The sequence below is a fragment of the Paraglaciecola sp. L3A3 genome (assembly GCF_009796765.1).
Classification (GTDB): Bacteria; Pseudomonadota; Gammaproteobacteria; order Enterobacterales; family Alteromonadaceae; genus Paraglaciecola.
The window spans coordinates 1,805,861-1,822,201 of record NZ_CP047023.1 but is presented as its reverse complement, the minus strand read 5'-3'; the positions used below and the strand labels follow the sequence as shown (position 1 = coordinate 1,822,201).

Genomic DNA, 16,341 nt, shown 5'->3' with positions numbered 1-16,341 from the left:
TCATCGCTTAAATGGTCAAATTGATCGTATTTACTATTAATTTAGCAATATCTTACACAAAATATAGTATAAAAATTAGTCTTTAGTATATTCAATTGTCACTGCGTCTTTATTTGTAGAAAAAGAACTGGGTAATATTTCAACTCCGACCATTCTGCCTAGTTTAATTGCCAATGGGATAGTAATAGGAGCAAAGGGCAAAACCGCAAATATACCAATACCCACACCTTTAATCACATCAAAAAATTGAGCATTGGCTTCAATCATTTCTTCTTTTGAAGCTTGCCCTTGTGAGTATTTCCGATAAGTTTTAAGCATAGATTTAGTTTCATCAGTTTCCTGACGAAGCGCACGTTTAATCAGCAACATTTGACGCTTAAGGTTAATTTTAACCTTAAGCTTCTTAATGCGAATAACACGAACGGGTGCTTTATGTATTACTCTCCACACTTTCATTTATTTTTAAAACACTCTGAATTAAAGAATACTTTGTGAATCATACACCACCACTTTTCCCCATAGATGAGCAGCATCTTTGATAAAAGTTAAATGTACATCTTCACTTTGATAAAGGTCTTGAGCGGCTTTGTTAGTAAAAGTAACCACTAAAGTGTAATCATAACTACTATCCACTACATCTCTATCAGATGCAGCTTTAGTTCCAATATGTTTACTTTTTACATACTTAGAAGAATTAATAAATTTGGTTAAGTGATGTTCAAATTCTTTACGTTCTGCTGCATTTTCTGGGTTATTAAGCCAAAAATAGACGGAATGTACAAAACCACCGGCTTCAATTTTATTCTGTTCAGCATTAGCCATAAAACAAACTCCTAAATAAGTTATTAATATAATAAGTAATTTTTTCATTATTCACCTTTTAAATAGAATGACAATTAAGATTTTTGTTCACTATACCCTAACCCAGTAATATTTAATTAATACTGTTTAACATAGAACTAATGAAATTTGATTTTTAAAGAGGAATGGCCCACTTAATTGAGCCATAAAATGAAAAATATAACGAATGGTAAATGATATGTAACTAGTTAGTCGACTATACCTTTGGGGATATCGTCGCGGATTTCTTGCCAAATTTTTCCACTTTCAAGACCATATTCTCTGATAGTAAGTGGTACTTGTTTATAATCACCTGTTTCTGCAAGAGTTAATAAATTTTTGTAATATTCTCGAGTCAAATCGCGAGATTTTTCAATTGAAAAATAATAACCACCAATTCGCGAATATAACCCTCTAAAGCCATTCATCATTAACACATAAACAGGATTACCTGAAGCAAAAGCCAAATCATGATGCAGTTGATAATCTGAATCAGCAAATACTTGTGGATCATCAGAAAGCTCTAGATAAGCATTCAAAATTTCTACACATTTTTGCTGATTAGTATGAATGGCACCACGAATAAATACCGCGCTTAAATTAGTGCGAGCAGCTAAAAGATGATCGACAAGTTCAGAAATGCCGTCTTCATCCAAACGAGCTAAAGTTTCTAAAATGTTAAGGCCAGATGTTTCCCAAAAGTTATTTACTTTAGTGGGCTTACCATGCTGAATAGTTAACCAACCATCACGGGCTAGCCGTTGTAACACTTCCCGTAACGTTGTACGTGTAACGCCAATCAACTCAGATAACTCGCGTTCTGCAGGTAAAATGGTACCTGGAGGAAAACGTCCACTCCAAATCGATTCAACTATATATTCTTCAGCGAAACCTGCTGGACTTTGGGCCTTATATATCATCAACAACTCACTTCGTTATAATTGTTATTTTGAATATTCGAAACTGATTGTACCAGATGATAATTGTAGGTAACAATGAAACTTTAACTTTGTAGTCAATTCTTACTTAAAGGCCAGTTAATTTTTAACAAATTATCATCTAAGTATGGGATTTTAAGACAAATTTTGTTTACACTGAGAAACTAAATAGTTTCATAATATAATATTGTGTTGCAAGGAACCATAATAATGCAAATGTCTATCCCTCGAGCTGTCGCAGCAAATTTTTTAGGAAAAGCGCCAACTTGGTACAAACAAGCTATCATTACTTTTCTTATTATTAATCCTTTGTTGTTTATTTATAATCCTTATATAGCTGGATGGGCACTAGTAGTAGAGTTTATTTTCACTCTTGCAATGGCATTAAAATGTTATCCATTACAGCCGGGTGGCTTATTACTGATGGAAGCCTTATTTATCGGTATGACAAGTCCAGAACATATGAAACACGAAATGGTAGTGAATATAGAAGTTATTTTACTCTTAGTGTTTATGGTAGCCGGTATTTATTTTATGAAGGAGTTACTTCTTTATTTATTTACTAAATTAGTGTTAAAACTTAAAAATAAAATCGCACTATCTATCGCATTTGCAGCCTCATCAGCATTTTTATCTGCATTCCTTGATGCATTAACTGTTGTTGCAGTCATTATTACTGTGGGCTTAGGTTTCTATTCTATTTACCACAAAGTCGCGTCAGGAAAAGACTTCCAAGCGGACCATGACCATTCACATGACGAAGAAGTACCTAGCCCAAGTCGTCAAGACTTAGAATCTTTCAGAGCATTTTTACGTAATTTAATGATGCATGCCGGTATTGGTACAGCCCTAGGTGGTGTAATGACTATGGTGGGTGAGCCACAAAACCTTATTATTGCCGATAAAGCAGGTTGGGATTTTGTTGAATTTTTTGTTCGAATGTCACCTATCACCATTCCGGTATTTATTGCAGGTTTAACAACAACCTTTGTTGTAGAAAAATTTAAACTGTTTACTTATGGCGCAGAATTACCGCCTATTGTTAGAGAGATTTTAACTGATTACAGCAAACACGTGGATGCTAATTTAACCTTACAAGATAAAACAAGATTAACGATCCAAGGGTTAATTGCAATTTGGTTAGTGGTTGGATTAGCTGGGCACTTTGCAGCAGTAGGTTTAATTGGTTTATCGATTATAGTTTTAGCTACTAGCATGAGTGGTGTTATCGATGAACACTCTATTGGTAAAGCCTTTGAAGAGGCTCTGCCTTTTACTGCTTTGTTATGCGTCTTTTTTGGTGTAGTAGCGGTGATCATAGATCAAGGCTTGTTTACTCCTGTTATTTCTTGGGTATTAACTTTTGAGGGTAAAACACAATTAGTAATGTTCTATTTGGCCAATGGATTACTTTCCATGGTCAGTGATAATGTGTTTGTCGGTTCGGTTTACATCACAGAAGTCACTGCGGCTTTAAATAGCGGTGCCATCACTCGTGACCAATTTGATTTATTGGCAGTGGCTATCAACACAGGTACTAACTTACCTAGTGTCGCAACCCCTAATGGCCAAGCGGCATTTTTGTTCTTATTAACATCTGCTATTGCACCTTTACTTAGGTTGTCATACGGCACTATGGTTTACATGGCTTTACCGTATACCATAGTACTGACACTGACAGGCTTAGCTGCAACCTACTTAGGTTTGATTGATTTAACTAGTTGGCTATATGACATCCATTTAATTGAACATCACTCAGCCGCGGCTGCTGCCGCAGCAGACAATATCCCTGTAGCTCATTAATATGTTGTTATTAAAAAATCTAGCTGATAATCCCAAAGCTTGGGGCGGATTATTTCTTTCTGCCCTAGTTCTTGAACTTGCAGCCTTATACTTTCAATATGGTTTAGAATTATTGCCCTGCATTATGTGTATTTATCAGAGAACAGCTGTATTTGGCATCATGTTTTCTGCTTTACCTGCAATGTTAATCAATAACTTATTCACCAGAATAATGGGTTTTGTCAGTTGGGGAGTATCTGCAATTTGGGGCTTATTTATTGCCATCGAACATGTTGATATCCAAACGGCAACTAATCCTTTTTTTGCCACTTGCGAAATTGTTCCTAACTTCCCATCATGGGCTCCTTTGCATGAATGGTTACCCAACATATTTGCCGCAACAGGTGATTGTGGTGATATTAATTGGTCGCTTTTAGATATGAGTATGCCGCAATGGATGATAATTGTTTTTGCTATATATTCAGCGATATTAGTGGTTGTATTAAGTTCTAGAATGATACTAAAACGTAGTTTATAAATAAGCCAATTAAAGCTCTTTGTATCACAACAATCAAAGAGCTTTTTATCATTAGAGTAGTGGCTGATTAATCAAGGTCTTGCACAGGCCACAAAGCAATATAATCTTCAAATTTTTCTAAATCCACATCATGGTCATACACAGTTTTGCCTCTGACTGACATGCCATTTTGATGCATGGCCGACTTTTTACCTTTATTTAATAACGGATGCCAGCTAGGTAAGCCCCTGCCCTCATGTAATCGTCTGTAGCTACAACTCGGCGGCATAAAAAAGATATCTTTGAGATTATCTTTAGTTAATTTCACACAATCAGGAACTAACTTAGTACGCTCAGCATATTGCGTACATGAACAGGTTTTTGTGTTCAATAACCCGCAAACTATATTGGTATAATGAACATTTTCACCGTTTTTAATATGATCCGTAACTTCTGCTGCTTCAATCGTTTCATCTTCTATAAACTTGTGTAAACAACATTTTCCGCAACCATCACACAAAGCTTCCCATTCTTTATTGTCCATGTCTTCAAGACGTTTAGTTTGCCAAAATTTATCCACAGTTACATATCTCTTTCGGGTAATTTATTAAACAACAACCAAAGCACTGCTTCACTTCTTGTTTCAAAGTTTTTAATTGCGAGTTGCAATTTACTTGCAATCTCACCAATCAAATACTGGTTATTGTGTTCGCTGCTTACGATTCTGGCTATTTTAATATCACCCAATAATTTGGCTTCTTTAGCATCAATCAATAAGTTAGAAAGAGCAAAACTTGAACAGCTAATTTTTAACTGAGTAACATCAAGCACAACATTTTTTAATTGATTTTTACCCGCTAACTTAATAATGTTTTTCATCAGATGTTCCACCTCGATAATATCGGATATCTCGCCTTCTGATTCACAAACAAGTATTTTGTTAGCAGTATCAATTTGGTAATTAAACTCAAAATTCATAATTCAACTATCTTAGTCTTTAGTAAAAAATGGTCCATTAATTCTAGGGTTAAGTGTTCACCAGACTTTAACGCGCCAACTCCCTTTGGTGTTCCTGTCATCACTATATCTCCCGGCATTAAAGTAAAACTGTTAGATATTTCAACTAACAAATCAACTATGGGTATAATCATATCCTTTGAATTCCCCTGCTGCCTTAACTCCCCATCAACTACTAGGTTAAATTTTAAAGCAGTCAAAGAATCAACTTCTGATAATGGGATAAAACCTGACATTGGGCAACTACCATCAAATGATTTAGCTCTTTCCCAAGGTTGCCCTTTATTTTTCAATTTGGTTTGTACATCTCTAAGGGTTAAATCTAGTCCTAAGCCTACTCCCCATATAGCATTTACCACTTCATCATGCGTAGCTTTCGTTAAGCGTTTATCGATTAACACCGCAATTTCAAGTTCATTTTGGCATTCCCCTAGATTGCTAGGAATGCTTACAGGTTCTACTACCGAACATAAAGCGGTACTAGGTTTCATAAATAGCAATGGTTGCTCTGGTACATCATTATTTAGCTCTTGAATATGCAACATATAGTTACGGCCGACACATACTACCTTTCCAACCTCAAGGTTAATATTTTTACCCTCGCAGTTTTGATGAGTATAGTCAAACATAGCACTAAGATCCTTTTTTAATCCGGTCAGCTAGATAACTAACTGAAATACCAAAATAACTAGAACGATTCCATTTCATTAGTGTATGAAAGTTTTCATACGCTAAATATATACGCCCTTTCGGGCCATCTGGTGCAATTAAAGAAGCGGATAAATTAACATTCGGTAATGTTTCTCCAGAATAACGAGTGACCCCTAGTTTTTGCCATTCTTTAAGTGACTTAACATTATCCCGTTTCAAGCCTAGGTTAGACAAATCAAACGTTTCTGGAATTTTAACTTGTCGTCCCCAAGTCATTTTATCACTCCAGCCTTCAGATTTAAGAAAGTTAGCAATGGAGGCAAATACATCAGCTTTATTATTCCAAATATCTTTTTTACCATCACCGTCAAAATCAACGGCGTAATGTAAAAATGAGCTTGGCATGAATTGGCTTTGCCCCATAGCGCCAGCCCAAGAACCGAGAAATTTATCTTGACTAATATGACCTTGTTTTAAAATATCCAATGCCGCAAACAATTGTTTTTTGAACATAGCCTCACGTCGACCATCAAACGCTAAAGAAACCAATGACGAAATGACGGGATGATTACCTTGAATACTACCAAAATTACTTTCATTACCCCAAAGAGCAACAATAAAACGTTTTTGCACCCCATATTGACGTTCAACTTGCGCTAACACTTCTTTATTTTCGTTCAGTAATTTAATGGCTTTATGTACCTTCCAATCAGGCACGCGAGTGGCTAAGTATTTATCTAATGTTATTTTAGTTTCTGGTTGATTTTTATCTGCCTTAACAACTTTTTCTCTGAGTTTCACCCGAGCAAATGTTTGCTCTATAAAAGCAGCCTCATACCCCTTGCTGATGGCTTCATCTTTTAAGCTTTTGACATATTCTTCAAATACTGGTTTCGCACTAAGTGACTGATTTAATAATAAAAAGAACGATAATAATAAAATTCTATACATCAGCTTATTCATCTTCCTCAGATTTCATTTGTTTAAGATGAGCTTTTAACATATTTTCGCTGGGTGGAGGCAGTTGTAAATAAAATCCTTTAAGGGTTAATTCCGAACGCAATTTATCTATATCGACTCTGGCTAATGCTCTATCTTTTTTTAAAGGCATAATCATTAAAAATATTGGCGTACCAAAAGTGGACATTAAAGATGCTGGCACCTTAGAAAAATCATCTCTGCCTGGCACATATAAATAGGTCTCTTGTTTTTTACTACTTTTATAAACGGCGCACAACATGCTCAACACTCCTTAGACATAACATTAGCTAAGTGCAAAGTACTTATATTTAATAATTCATTTTCAAATAACGGCTTGCGCCAACTGCTAATTAAATCCGGACGTAAACCTAAAGCTCGGGTTTCATCTTGTTTAAACCAACACCATTTTAATAATTGATTAATCTGTTTCTTTGAACCCACCAACTCCACTGGGATATTATTTTCTTCTGCTATTTTATTGCAGATCTTACGCACGGCCGAAACAGTATTTTTATTATCATCAAAGTCATTCAATCGCTCTACTCTTGAGGGGAAATCACTAGCCGGGACCTGTGAACAACTAGTAACAATTTCGATTAAGACATCACCATGAATGCGGACTTCATGAGGATTTATACCTTGAATAGCACGTAACTCATTTTTACTTTGCGGCTGAACTCTCGCGATCTCAACTAAATTTTCTTCTCGTACCACAAAATTAAGTGACATATCTTTTTTACGAGCAGTTTCAGTTCGCCATGCGGCTAATTTTTGTAAAATTAGTACTGAACGTCCCGATAATTTCCAAGCATTTTTCACAGCTAAATAAACATAATCTAATGGGATATTACTCTGCTTTTTAACTGATAATTGTTCAATTTCAGCATAAACCCAAGATAACTTATTTTGTGCTTGCACTTTAGCTTTTAGCTCTGGATACAATTGATATAAATACAACACATCATTTGCAGCATATACACATTGCTCTTCGCGAAGTGGCCTTGCTATCCAATCTGTGCGTGATTCGCCTTTGTCGACAGTGACACCCAACATAGTTTCTACTAATTTGGCATAACCTAATGAAGTTCCCATACCAACCAAACTAGCGGCAAACTGGCTATCAAATATTGGACTAGGCATGACCTTAAATGCATGCCAAAAAGTTTCTAAATCTTCCGAGCAAGAATGTAACACTTTCACTACATTAGGATTGCTTAACAGCTCGGTTAAGCTGGAAAAGTCTTTGATGGGTAATGGGTCAACTAACACCAGTTGTTTGCCATCATAAATTTGAATTAACCCTAATTGAGGATAAAGTGTTCGCGTTCTGACAAATTCAGTGTCCACCGCAATAGCTTCGGCTTGACTAGCTTGTAAACAAAACTCAGCAAGGGCGTGTTCATCGGTAATAAAAGTGTATTGCATGAAATTCCAAAGTATTAAAAAACCGGCAAGAGCCGGTTTTTTATAAAGTATTATATAAACAGTATAATAGGATTATTGATCCCTAAGTTCTCTACGCAGTATCTTACCAACATTGCTTTTAGGAAGCTCGTCTCTAAACTCAACTTTTTTCGGAACTTTATAACCGGTTAAGTTTTTACGGCAATGATCAATCACATCTTGTTCCGTTAAACTTGCCGCTTTGCTGACCACAAATATTTTAACGGCTTCTCCAGAGACCTTATGTGGTATACCTACAGCAGCGGCTTCAACAATATCCTGATGCATAGCCGCGACTTCTTCAATTTCGTTTGGAAACACGTTAAAGCCCGAAACCAAAATCATATCTTTTTTACGATCAACCAAATAGAAAAAGCCTTTTTCATCACAAGTTGCAATATCGCCAGTGGCCAGCCAGCCATCTTTGAGAATTTCAGCTGTTGCCTCAGGACGATTTAAATACCCTTTCATAACGTTAGGGCCTTTCACCCACATTTCACCAGGTTCACCAAGGGCAACTTCATTACCGTCATCATCCATTAATTTAATATCAATAGACGGCACCGGCATACCAATAGAACCGGTATATTCTTCTACTTGTGGTGGGTTAACGGTCACCACAGGTGAGCACTCAGTTAGACCATAACCTTCCAATAAAACCTTACCGGTTACTGCTTGCCACTTTTCAGCCACAGGTCGTTGTACTGCAGCCCCTCCACCTAAAGCAAACTTTAAATTTTTAAAGTTCAGCTTGTCAAAACCAGGAGTGTTTAATAAACCATTAAATAAAGTATTAACCCCTAAAAAGATAGAAAATGGATACTTGGCAATCTCAGACACAAACCCTGACATATCTCTAGGATTAGTGATTAATAAATTGCTACAACCAAACTTAATGAAAGTTAGACAATTCACTTGTAAAGCAAATATATGGTACAGAGGTAGAGCCGTAATCACTAAATCATCACCTTCAACAACTACAGTGGCAAATATTTGTGAGTTTTGCTCAAGGTTAGCCAGCATATTTCTATGGGTTAACATCGCCCCTTTAGATACCCCTGTTGTGCCCCCTGTATATTGCAAAAAGGCTAAATCATCGCCTTTAATTTCAGGTCTTGTGTAGGTTAATCCTCGACCTTTATTTAAGGCATCTAACAATGACTCAGCTTGAGGCAAATTGTATTTAGGCACTAACTTTTTAATATATTTGACTACAAAATTTGTCAGCAGCTTTTTCACAGGGGATAACATGTCGCCCAAGGAAGTCAGTAAGACTTTCTCAACATTGGTGTCTTCAATCACTTCACTCAATACATGAGCAAAGTTTTCAACAATCACTATGGCTTTAGCATTTGAATCAGCTAACTGATGCTTTAATTCTCTTGGGGTATACAGAGGGTTAACATTGATCACTGTCATACCCGCTCGCAATATGCCAAAAAGAACCACAGGGTATTGCAGTAAGTTAGGCATCATAATCGCTATGGCATCACCTGGTTTAAAACCACTGTGTTGCAAATATGCAGCAAACTGTTTGGCTAAGTGATCTAATTCAGCAAAGGTGATGCTTTTGCCCATATTGATATAACTGGTTTTAGACGCAAATTCTTTAGTTGACTGTTCAAATAGGTCAACAAGCGACGTGTAGTGATCAGGATCTATTTCTGCTTTAACTCTAGGGTCATAGTTTTTTAACCAAATTTTTTCCACTGTGCCTCCAGGCAATCATCCTTTGTTTATTTACCACAATAAATAAGCTCGGGCGTTCTATAAGTGACTAGAACAAGAAGTCGTACCAGTATAACCTAAAGCGACAACAAAGATAAATAAACAAGTCATTAACAATTGAACATTTTTATTTTTGTCCTTCAGTTTTGGCCTTTAATAGTAAGAAATAATTAATCTTTTTAGCGACTTGTTCCGGATTATCCATATGCAAATGATGATTACCTGCACAACAAACATGCAAACCTTGTGTTAATAATGTCAACCTGTCTTTTGCCAAGTCCTGCATCAAAGGAAAACCTTTGTCTCCTGTAATTAATAGTACCGGGCAGGATATGTGTCTTATAAAAGCTTGCGACTGCTCGTCTGTCATACGAAGGGAAGAAACAGTACGTAAACGTCTGTCTGTTGTGTAAGCCAACAGCCCCTCTTGCTCTATTACATTACGCCTTACTAAATACTCAGCTGAACTGAGGCTCAAATCTCCCACATAAGCTCTAGCATTAATAATTTTTTCTAGGGTTTTCGGACGTTTAGAAGGGGTAAATGACAGTTTTAATCTGTTAATGATTGATTCACGAAGTTGCTCAGGACTAGTCTCTGCTGATTTTGTAATAGGTCCTAAGGCTTCTATACATACTAATTTATCAATATAATCACTGAAACTACTGGCATATAAAGAAGCAATAATCGCCCCCAAAGAATGCCCCATTAACACAAACTTTGACCAGCCTTGTGTTGTCACTAATTCATGGATATCGTAAACAAAATCTACTATGTGATAGTGAGCATCAGCTCCCCTATGATCTGATGCCCCATGGCCAGCCAGATCGATCGCCACTAGATAATAATCGGTTAAATACTCAGAAACAGGAATAAAACTAGCAGCATTATCTAACCAGCCATGCAATGCTAATATCATAGGTTTAGCAGGATCCCCAAAACCGATACCCCGTAACTTAATATGTGTTAACTGAAATTCCAACGCCTGTTGCACAACCTAGCCTTTATTAATCATAAATAACAAAAAAGCGGCAATATATTGCCGCTAAAATCTATTCATTGCCACCTTTTATTGCCACCTAGTAAGGTCTACAAATTTTACTTAGCTTCACGCTTACTGCTCACGGGCTTGGGTAAGGTACTTGCTCCGCCAGGCCTAGAACCAGATGGACGATGGTTATCTCCAGAAGTATGGATAATTAAACGACTTCGATAGGAGCGAGGGTAGCGATCGAACCAATAGTCGTTCTGCCACATTTGTACACCACGGATATCGACTCTTTGCAGCTTTTTCCAAATATAAAACTCTTTACCTTTCACTGATGGGAATACATAGTTATGTTCACCCACTAAACCTTTTTCTAATCCCCTTAGCTCACCGGTGAAGGTCATTAATCTGCCCTCTTGATATACCAGTGGATCCATAAAGCCATTAAATTCAATCCTATAACGCCCCATACTTTCATCATCAGAAACCGGACGTCCATAGCTTGTTAAGGGGTAATAGACCATTTCTAAAATAGTTGTTTTTTCTTTATTTTCAATTTTTGCAATGGCTCCGCCCCAACGTATTTGTTTGCCGGTAACCTGCTCTGCTTTAGACGCTGCATCTTGATAACTGACTAAGTTATTAGGATCTTCAACTTTAAGTTTATCTGGAAAATTTACACAGCCAACTAAAAATAGTGTGACTAATAATATACTCATTCGAATAAACATACTTGTCCTCGGAAATAAAATTCGATATCACATAATAACCGAACTACTAAAAAAATTGACACCAATTAAACAGTATTTTTTGCTTAAACGAAGGTGTCGACACCTAAAAGTAGTTGAATATTTTGCCGCTCTTGTTCTTTTTCAATACTTTCATATGCAGAAATAGCTTCTTTCTCATGCAAACTATTACCATATTTAGACTGGCCGGGTTGCTGAAAAGTTTCAGCTTTTTTTATTGAATCAGCATCACCGGTACGGATCACTGCAACTTGATGACTGGTTTGTTTATCATTTTTATCCTCAATAGCCTTCACCTCACGGGGTTTATCCCGCGATGTACGAGCGGTATCTAACGCTCTAAGGGCTGAAGACGACAATGACTCAATAGACAAAAATACAATTTCCTTTTAAGTAGCTAAGTTTCTACGTTTGGGCGGCAAGTTTTCACCAAAACAACATAAATTTGGCACCTTTTAGCCGTTTCATACAAGAATTGTTCCACTTTGAGAAAAGTAGAATGAAGCAGACTGTATCAGCGTGGAGCTGAGTGAAGCAGCATAAAGCAGAAAAAGCCAAAGATTAAAAGCTTGTCACAGAGAAGCACTCAGAACAGCTAATAAATGTTAAAAGTAAGAGTTATTTAGAAGAGTTATTTAGACACCCATTTTTAAAAAAGTAGCGAAATTGCTGTTTTGTTCTAAGCTTTAAGGCATTCAAATAACCAAGGATGGTCTGTTATGCCTCAGTCACGTAAATCTCAAATTTCCCTTATTGATACCCCTTATTACCACTGTGTTTCTCGCTGTGTTCGCCGTTCATTTTTGTGTGGTGAAGATAAGGTTACAGGTCAAAGTTTTGAGCATCGCCGTGGTTGGGTAGAAGAGAGGTTGTTGTTTCTTGGCTCGGTGTTTTCTATTGATATATGTGCGTATGCTGTGATGAGTAATCACACGCATATCGTACTGTGTGTGGATAAAGAGCAAGCAGACTACTGGCCTATGGAAGAGGTACTCTGGCGTTGGCATCAACTCTACCAAGGCACATTGTTAAGCCAAAAGTATCAAAGAGGTGACAAGTTGAGTAAAAGTGAGTTGTTTACCTTAGAAGAAACCACTGAGATTTATCGTCAGCGTTTATACGACATCAGTTGGCTAATGCGTAACCTCAATGAATACATAGCCCGTGAAGCTAATAAAGAAGATAATTGCACTGGACGCTTCTGGGAAGGGCGCTTTAAATCTCAAGCTTTGTTAGATGAATCAGCGGTACTTGCCTGCATGGCCTATGTGGATTTAAACCCCATTCGCGCCAAGATGGAGACCACACCTGAAGCCTCAAAACACACCAGCATTCAAAACCGAATACAATCCCTCATCAAAGGTGAACAACCAAAAATACTCATGCCTTTTGTGGGTAATCACAGGCAAGACATGCCTAAAGGCATTGCTTACAGCTTGATAGATTATTGTGAATTGGTCGATTGTACAGGCCGTTGCATTAGAGACGATAAGGCTGGCCATATTGATCACCATAACAATCCCATTCTAGAGCGAATTGGCCTCAATTCAGAGCAGTGGTTAATCCTCACTACAGAGTTTGAGCAACACTTTCATACAGCCGTTGGCAGTGAACATATGTTACAGCAATTCAAACAACACACAGACCATCAACGAATACGAGGGATGGCCAAGGCTAGAGTGTTACTTCAACAAGCCTAAAACCCACAAAATTTTATTAAAAAATTTAGCTAAACCAGTTGGCGACTCATGCTACCCATAATTTGAGTTTAGCCACAGATTTAGGTCAACTCACCCTATAAATACACAAATCAGCTCTAATTCCAGATTTTAAAACCATAAGTGAAAGTTACTTTCATATTTTATGCTTGTTGAATGGGCTGTTTTTGGTTAGTTTTACTATGAGTGTCTAATTTAGTTCTTCTATGAGTGTCTAATTTAGTTCTTCTGCTGAACTATTAGATGGTGTTACTCAAATATCAATTAATCCAGAGAACCGCAGGCAGGTTTTTGTCGAAAGCCAATATGATGCTGATGTATATCAATCTATCTATACAAAACTACTACATAGTTCAAACTGTTTAGATCCTAAAGTTTCACTTAACTTTGTAAGTTCTGGTCCTAAAATGCCAGAACAACAATTGAAGGATAAGGTTAAACAGATTTTAAAAATTAATGATAAAAATCTATTGGATGAGTTCATAAAGTCAATTAACGGTGTTGGTAATTGTGTACAAGTTGTTGGTCAGGTAGAGGCATTAGAGCAAGGAGACAATAAAACAGTAAGAGGAATAATTGACTGGGATTTGAAAAATACACCTTCTAAAAATATTACGGTTTTAGCTCCAAATTTTTCTTACTCAATCGAGAATATTACCCTCGATCCAATATGCATACTTCTATTGCTTCATACTAATAAACCAGATTTGTTTACTATGCACCGAATTTGTGGTGCTGAACTTCATTGGTCAGAATGGCTAAAAGATAACGAACTACTACAAGAGTCAGTAAATCGTTTTATTTTTAAGGTGCTAGATGAAAAAAACAATAAAGAAGCGGAGCTTTCTTACGTATCAGGAAAAATTTTACGTACTGACTCTCGTTATTTGAAAATGAAAGGGCACCCATTGGAAAAACTAATAAAAGAAAAATATGGCGCTCTGAATGAATTTTCAAGAACAGGAAAAGAAGGTGAGCTAAAGTATTCGATAGTAAGTAAATCAATGGTAAACCTTACAAATGGATCTTTTATCCCTAGTGTTTTTGAAGATGTGCTTTCGTCAGTTCAAAAATGAAACTTAATAAGTTGCTTAAACGGAAAAATAAGAGCTGGCCATCGCTTCGGGATTATAGCCAACCATTATTTTCCGCTTAGCAAGGCGTTAAAACCATATAACTCCAACGACCGCTGATCGCTCAAAGCCGAATAAGAGCTTTGTGCCATTAGCAGACATATCGTGGTAGAGCGGCCCATTACTGAGCCGACCCCACACAGATCCGGACGTGCGGAATTACCGCATCCGGCTCTTCAGTTATATATTCACCCGTGTAAATCACGGCCACTTTAATACCAGTCAACATGGATCACTCTTTTGCTAACTCGTAGCTTCTGTATTTGGAAATACTCTAACATCTTCTTAAAATTACACCAATTGTAACTTCGACGACCACTGCGCCTGTTCAGCCATTTATACAAACTATGTAGCACATAATTATATAGCTTACTCACGCTTCGGCTGTTGTCGGGTAGCCCAAAGTAATTTCTAAACCCTGTGAGTTTGCGTTTTAATTGAGGTAGCCAAATCGCTAGTTTCTGCGAGCGTTTGGCTTTAATGAAATGGTAAAATTCGCTCAGGCTACTTCGCTGCTTTTGACTCGCAGTTCGTCGCCTTAATCTCGGTTTACCTTTTGCATCAATGCCCCAGTAAAACGCAAACCCCAAGAACACAAACTGACGCTTACGACTTGGATGGAATCGACTGAACCTTATTAGGCTGGTCTTTTCTGGTGCCGTATCCAGTTTGAATTTCTTGAGTCGTTTTGGCAACACGCTGTAAAATCGCTCGGCATCATTGGCATACTGAAACGCACACACAAAATCATCTGCGTAACGTATCAGCATCGCTCTGCCTCTCATGCGAGGTTTTACCTTCTTCTCAAACCATAAATCCAATGCATAGTGCAGATAGATATTGGCTAACACAGGGCTAATGATACCGCCTTGTGGAGTGCCACTTGTTGGTTTGAGATATTCTCCTTGCGGGGTGTGTATCCGTGCTTTTAGCCATTGCCCGATTAGGCTCAAAAGCGCGTTATCATCAATGCGTTGTTTAAGCATTTCCATCAGCCAATTGTGGTCAATATTATCAAAGAAGCCTTTAATGTCAGCCTCAACAATATAACCATAACCTTTGAACTGAAGATTCAAACTCAAACTATGCACCGCTTGATGCGCACTCTTATTTGGCCGATAACCATAACTGTTAGGCAAGAAATCCGCTTCCCAGATACTTTGCAGTATCTGACTCACGCTTTGCTGTACCAGTTTGTCATCCACCGTGGGTAAGCCTAATGGGCGTTGTTTACCATGACTTTTGGGAATGAAGACCCGTTTAATGTCATTTGCTCGATAACACTTGGTTTTCAAGGCTGAACTTAAACGTGTGAGGTTTTCCACAAGCGCTTCTTTATATTTCGGCACCGTAATGCCATCAATACCAGGAGCTGCTCGTTTATTCAGTTGCCCCCAACTTTGATACAGTAAATCATCTCCTAGCAATCCATATAGGTTCTGAAATCTATGGTTGGGGTGTGTCTGTGATTTAAATGTGATGGCATTTAGTGCGGTTGTCATAGTATTTCCAGCCCTACTTTGTCCGGTCTATGTATCTGCTAAACACCTGATATAACTGCTTGCCCCTTCGCCATGTGGATGGCTTTCCCAACCTCAAACTACTATGAGCAAGTCTGACTGCCAAAGGGTCATCGTTCATCTCGCTTGTGGCTTAACTACCCTACCATTTTCCTTATGGAACACCTTTGGCTCTCTCAAGTTCTCAATACATCTCTTTATACATGCCACGGCTTAATAACTCCGCTGACTCGCCACAACCTTGCCGTTTCAAACTTGTTGAATAATGGTTGCTTTGCTTGGACTTCGACGGCGTTACAAGCCTCGTCAGTCAGAACTTAATTTATTATCGGAGCG

18 protein-coding genes are annotated in these 16,341 nt (G+C 37.6%); 4 read left to right on the top strand and 14 right to left on the bottom strand.

Annotated elements, in window-relative coordinates; all coding sequences use genetic code 11:
• Positions 1–75: 75 nt before the first annotated feature.
• The 3 genes from GQR87_RS07625 to fadR all read right to left on the bottom strand — a co-directional run bounded on the left by GQR87_RS07625 (position 76) and on the right by fadR (position 1,760).
• Complete coding sequence (locus GQR87_RS07625) at positions 76–456, bottom strand: hypothetical protein (RefSeq protein WP_158968077.1); 381 nt, start codon at positions 454–456, stop codon at positions 76–78.
• Between the two features lie 21 nt (positions 457–477).
• Positions 478–822, bottom strand: a complete 345-nt coding sequence (locus GQR87_RS07620; RefSeq protein ID WP_158968075.1) for a Dabb family protein — start codon at positions 820–822, stop codon at positions 478–480.
• Between the two features lie 227 nt (positions 823–1,049).
• Positions 1,050–1,760 (bottom strand): fatty acid metabolism transcriptional regulator FadR, encoded by a 711-nt coding sequence (gene fadR / locus GQR87_RS07615; protein WP_158972919.1) that lies wholly within the window; start codon positions 1,758–1,760, stop codon positions 1,050–1,052.
• 228 nt (positions 1,761–1,988) lie between these two features.
• On the opposite strand from fadR, the gene nhaB reads away from it, so the two are divergent.
• Both nhaB and dsbB read left to right on the top strand, forming a co-directional pair.
• A complete protein-coding gene (nhaB, locus tag GQR87_RS07610; protein ID WP_158968073.1) occupies positions 1,989–3,581 on the top strand; it encodes a sodium/proton antiporter NhaB in 1,593 nt (530 codons plus the stop codon).
• 1 nt (position 3,582) lies between these two features.
• The gene (dsbB, locus tag GQR87_RS07605) at positions 3,583–4,098 is read left to right on the top strand and encodes a disulfide bond formation protein DsbB (protein ID WP_158968071.1); all 516 of its coding nucleotides are present in this window, start codon (positions 3,583–3,585) and stop codon (positions 4,096–4,098) included.
• A gap of 67 nt (positions 4,099–4,165) precedes the next feature.
• Here the strand turns inward: dsbB and GQR87_RS07600 are convergent, their stop codons facing one another.
• The 10 genes from GQR87_RS07600 to GQR87_RS07555 form a co-directional block, all read right to left on the bottom strand.
• Positions 4,166–4,657 carry a YcgN family cysteine cluster protein gene (locus GQR87_RS07600; protein ID WP_158968069.1) on the bottom strand — a complete coding sequence of 164 codons (492 nt, stop codon included), beginning with the start codon at positions 4,655–4,657 and terminating at the stop codon, positions 4,166–4,168.
• A gap of 2 nt (positions 4,658–4,659) precedes the next feature.
• Positions 4,660–5,055 (bottom strand): hypothetical protein, encoded by a 396-nt coding sequence (locus GQR87_RS22350; protein WP_233267424.1) that lies wholly within the window; start codon positions 5,053–5,055, stop codon positions 4,660–4,662.
• Positions 5,052–5,723, bottom strand: coding sequence for a fumarylacetoacetate hydrolase family protein (locus GQR87_RS07590; RefSeq protein WP_158968067.1), 672 nt, complete (start codon positions 5,721–5,723; stop codon positions 5,052–5,054). Before GQR87_RS07590 ends, GQR87_RS22350 begins: the two co-directional genes overlap by 4 nt.
• A 4-nt stretch (positions 5,724–5,727) precedes the next feature.
• Positions 5,728–6,708, bottom strand: a complete 981-nt coding sequence (locus GQR87_RS07585; protein ID WP_158968065.1) for a lytic transglycosylase domain-containing protein — start codon at positions 6,706–6,708, stop codon at positions 5,728–5,730.
• Complete coding sequence (locus GQR87_RS07580; RefSeq protein ID WP_158968063.1) at positions 6,701–6,985, bottom strand: YcgL domain-containing protein; 285 nt, start codon at positions 6,983–6,985, stop codon at positions 6,701–6,703. Before GQR87_RS07580 ends, GQR87_RS07585 begins: the two co-directional genes overlap by 8 nt.
• Before the next feature lie 2 nt (positions 6,986–6,987).
• Positions 6,988–8,151, bottom strand: coding sequence for a ribonuclease D (gene rnd, locus GQR87_RS07575; protein WP_158968061.1), 1,164 nt, complete (start codon positions 8,149–8,151; stop codon positions 6,988–6,990).
• A gap of 72 nt (positions 8,152–8,223) precedes the next feature.
• Positions 8,224–9,879, bottom strand: coding sequence for a long-chain-fatty-acid--CoA ligase FadD (fadD, locus tag GQR87_RS07570; protein WP_158968059.1), 1,656 nt, complete (start codon positions 9,877–9,879; stop codon positions 8,224–8,226).
• 145 nt (positions 9,880–10,024) lie between these two features.
• The gene (locus GQR87_RS07565) at positions 10,025–10,891 is read right to left on the bottom strand and encodes an alpha/beta fold hydrolase (RefSeq protein WP_158968057.1); all 867 of its coding nucleotides are present in this window, start codon (positions 10,889–10,891) and stop codon (positions 10,025–10,027) included.
• A 104-nt stretch (positions 10,892–10,995) separates the two neighbouring features.
• Positions 10,996–11,604: a Slp family lipoprotein gene (locus GQR87_RS07560; protein WP_233267423.1), complete on the bottom strand. Its 609-nt coding sequence runs from the start codon at positions 11,602–11,604 to the stop codon at positions 10,996–10,998.
• Between the two features lie 95 nt (positions 11,605–11,699).
• Positions 11,700–12,008 carry a hypothetical protein gene (locus GQR87_RS07555; RefSeq protein WP_158968053.1) on the bottom strand — a complete coding sequence of 103 codons (309 nt, stop codon included), beginning with the start codon at positions 12,006–12,008 and terminating at the stop codon, positions 11,700–11,702.
• Between the two features lie 345 nt (positions 12,009–12,353).
• Between GQR87_RS07555 and GQR87_RS07550 the strand changes: the two genes are divergently transcribed.
• Entirely contained in the window at positions 12,354–13,334 is a 981-nt protein-coding gene (locus GQR87_RS07550) for a transposase (RefSeq protein ID WP_158968051.1), read from the top strand.
• A 425-nt stretch (positions 13,335–13,759) separates the two neighbouring features.
• A complete protein-coding gene (locus GQR87_RS07545) occupies positions 13,760–14,428 on the top strand; it encodes a hypothetical protein (RefSeq protein WP_158968050.1) in 669 nt (222 codons plus the stop codon).
• 269 nt (positions 14,429–14,697) lie between these two features.
• Here GQR87_RS07545 and ltrA read toward each other — a convergent pair whose 3' ends face one another.
• Positions 14,698–15,987 carry a group II intron reverse transcriptase/maturase gene (gene ltrA, locus GQR87_RS07540; protein WP_158968048.1) on the bottom strand — a complete coding sequence of 430 codons (1,290 nt, stop codon included), beginning with the start codon at positions 15,985–15,987 and terminating at the stop codon, positions 14,698–14,700.
• Positions 15,988–16,341: the final 354 nt, after the last annotated feature.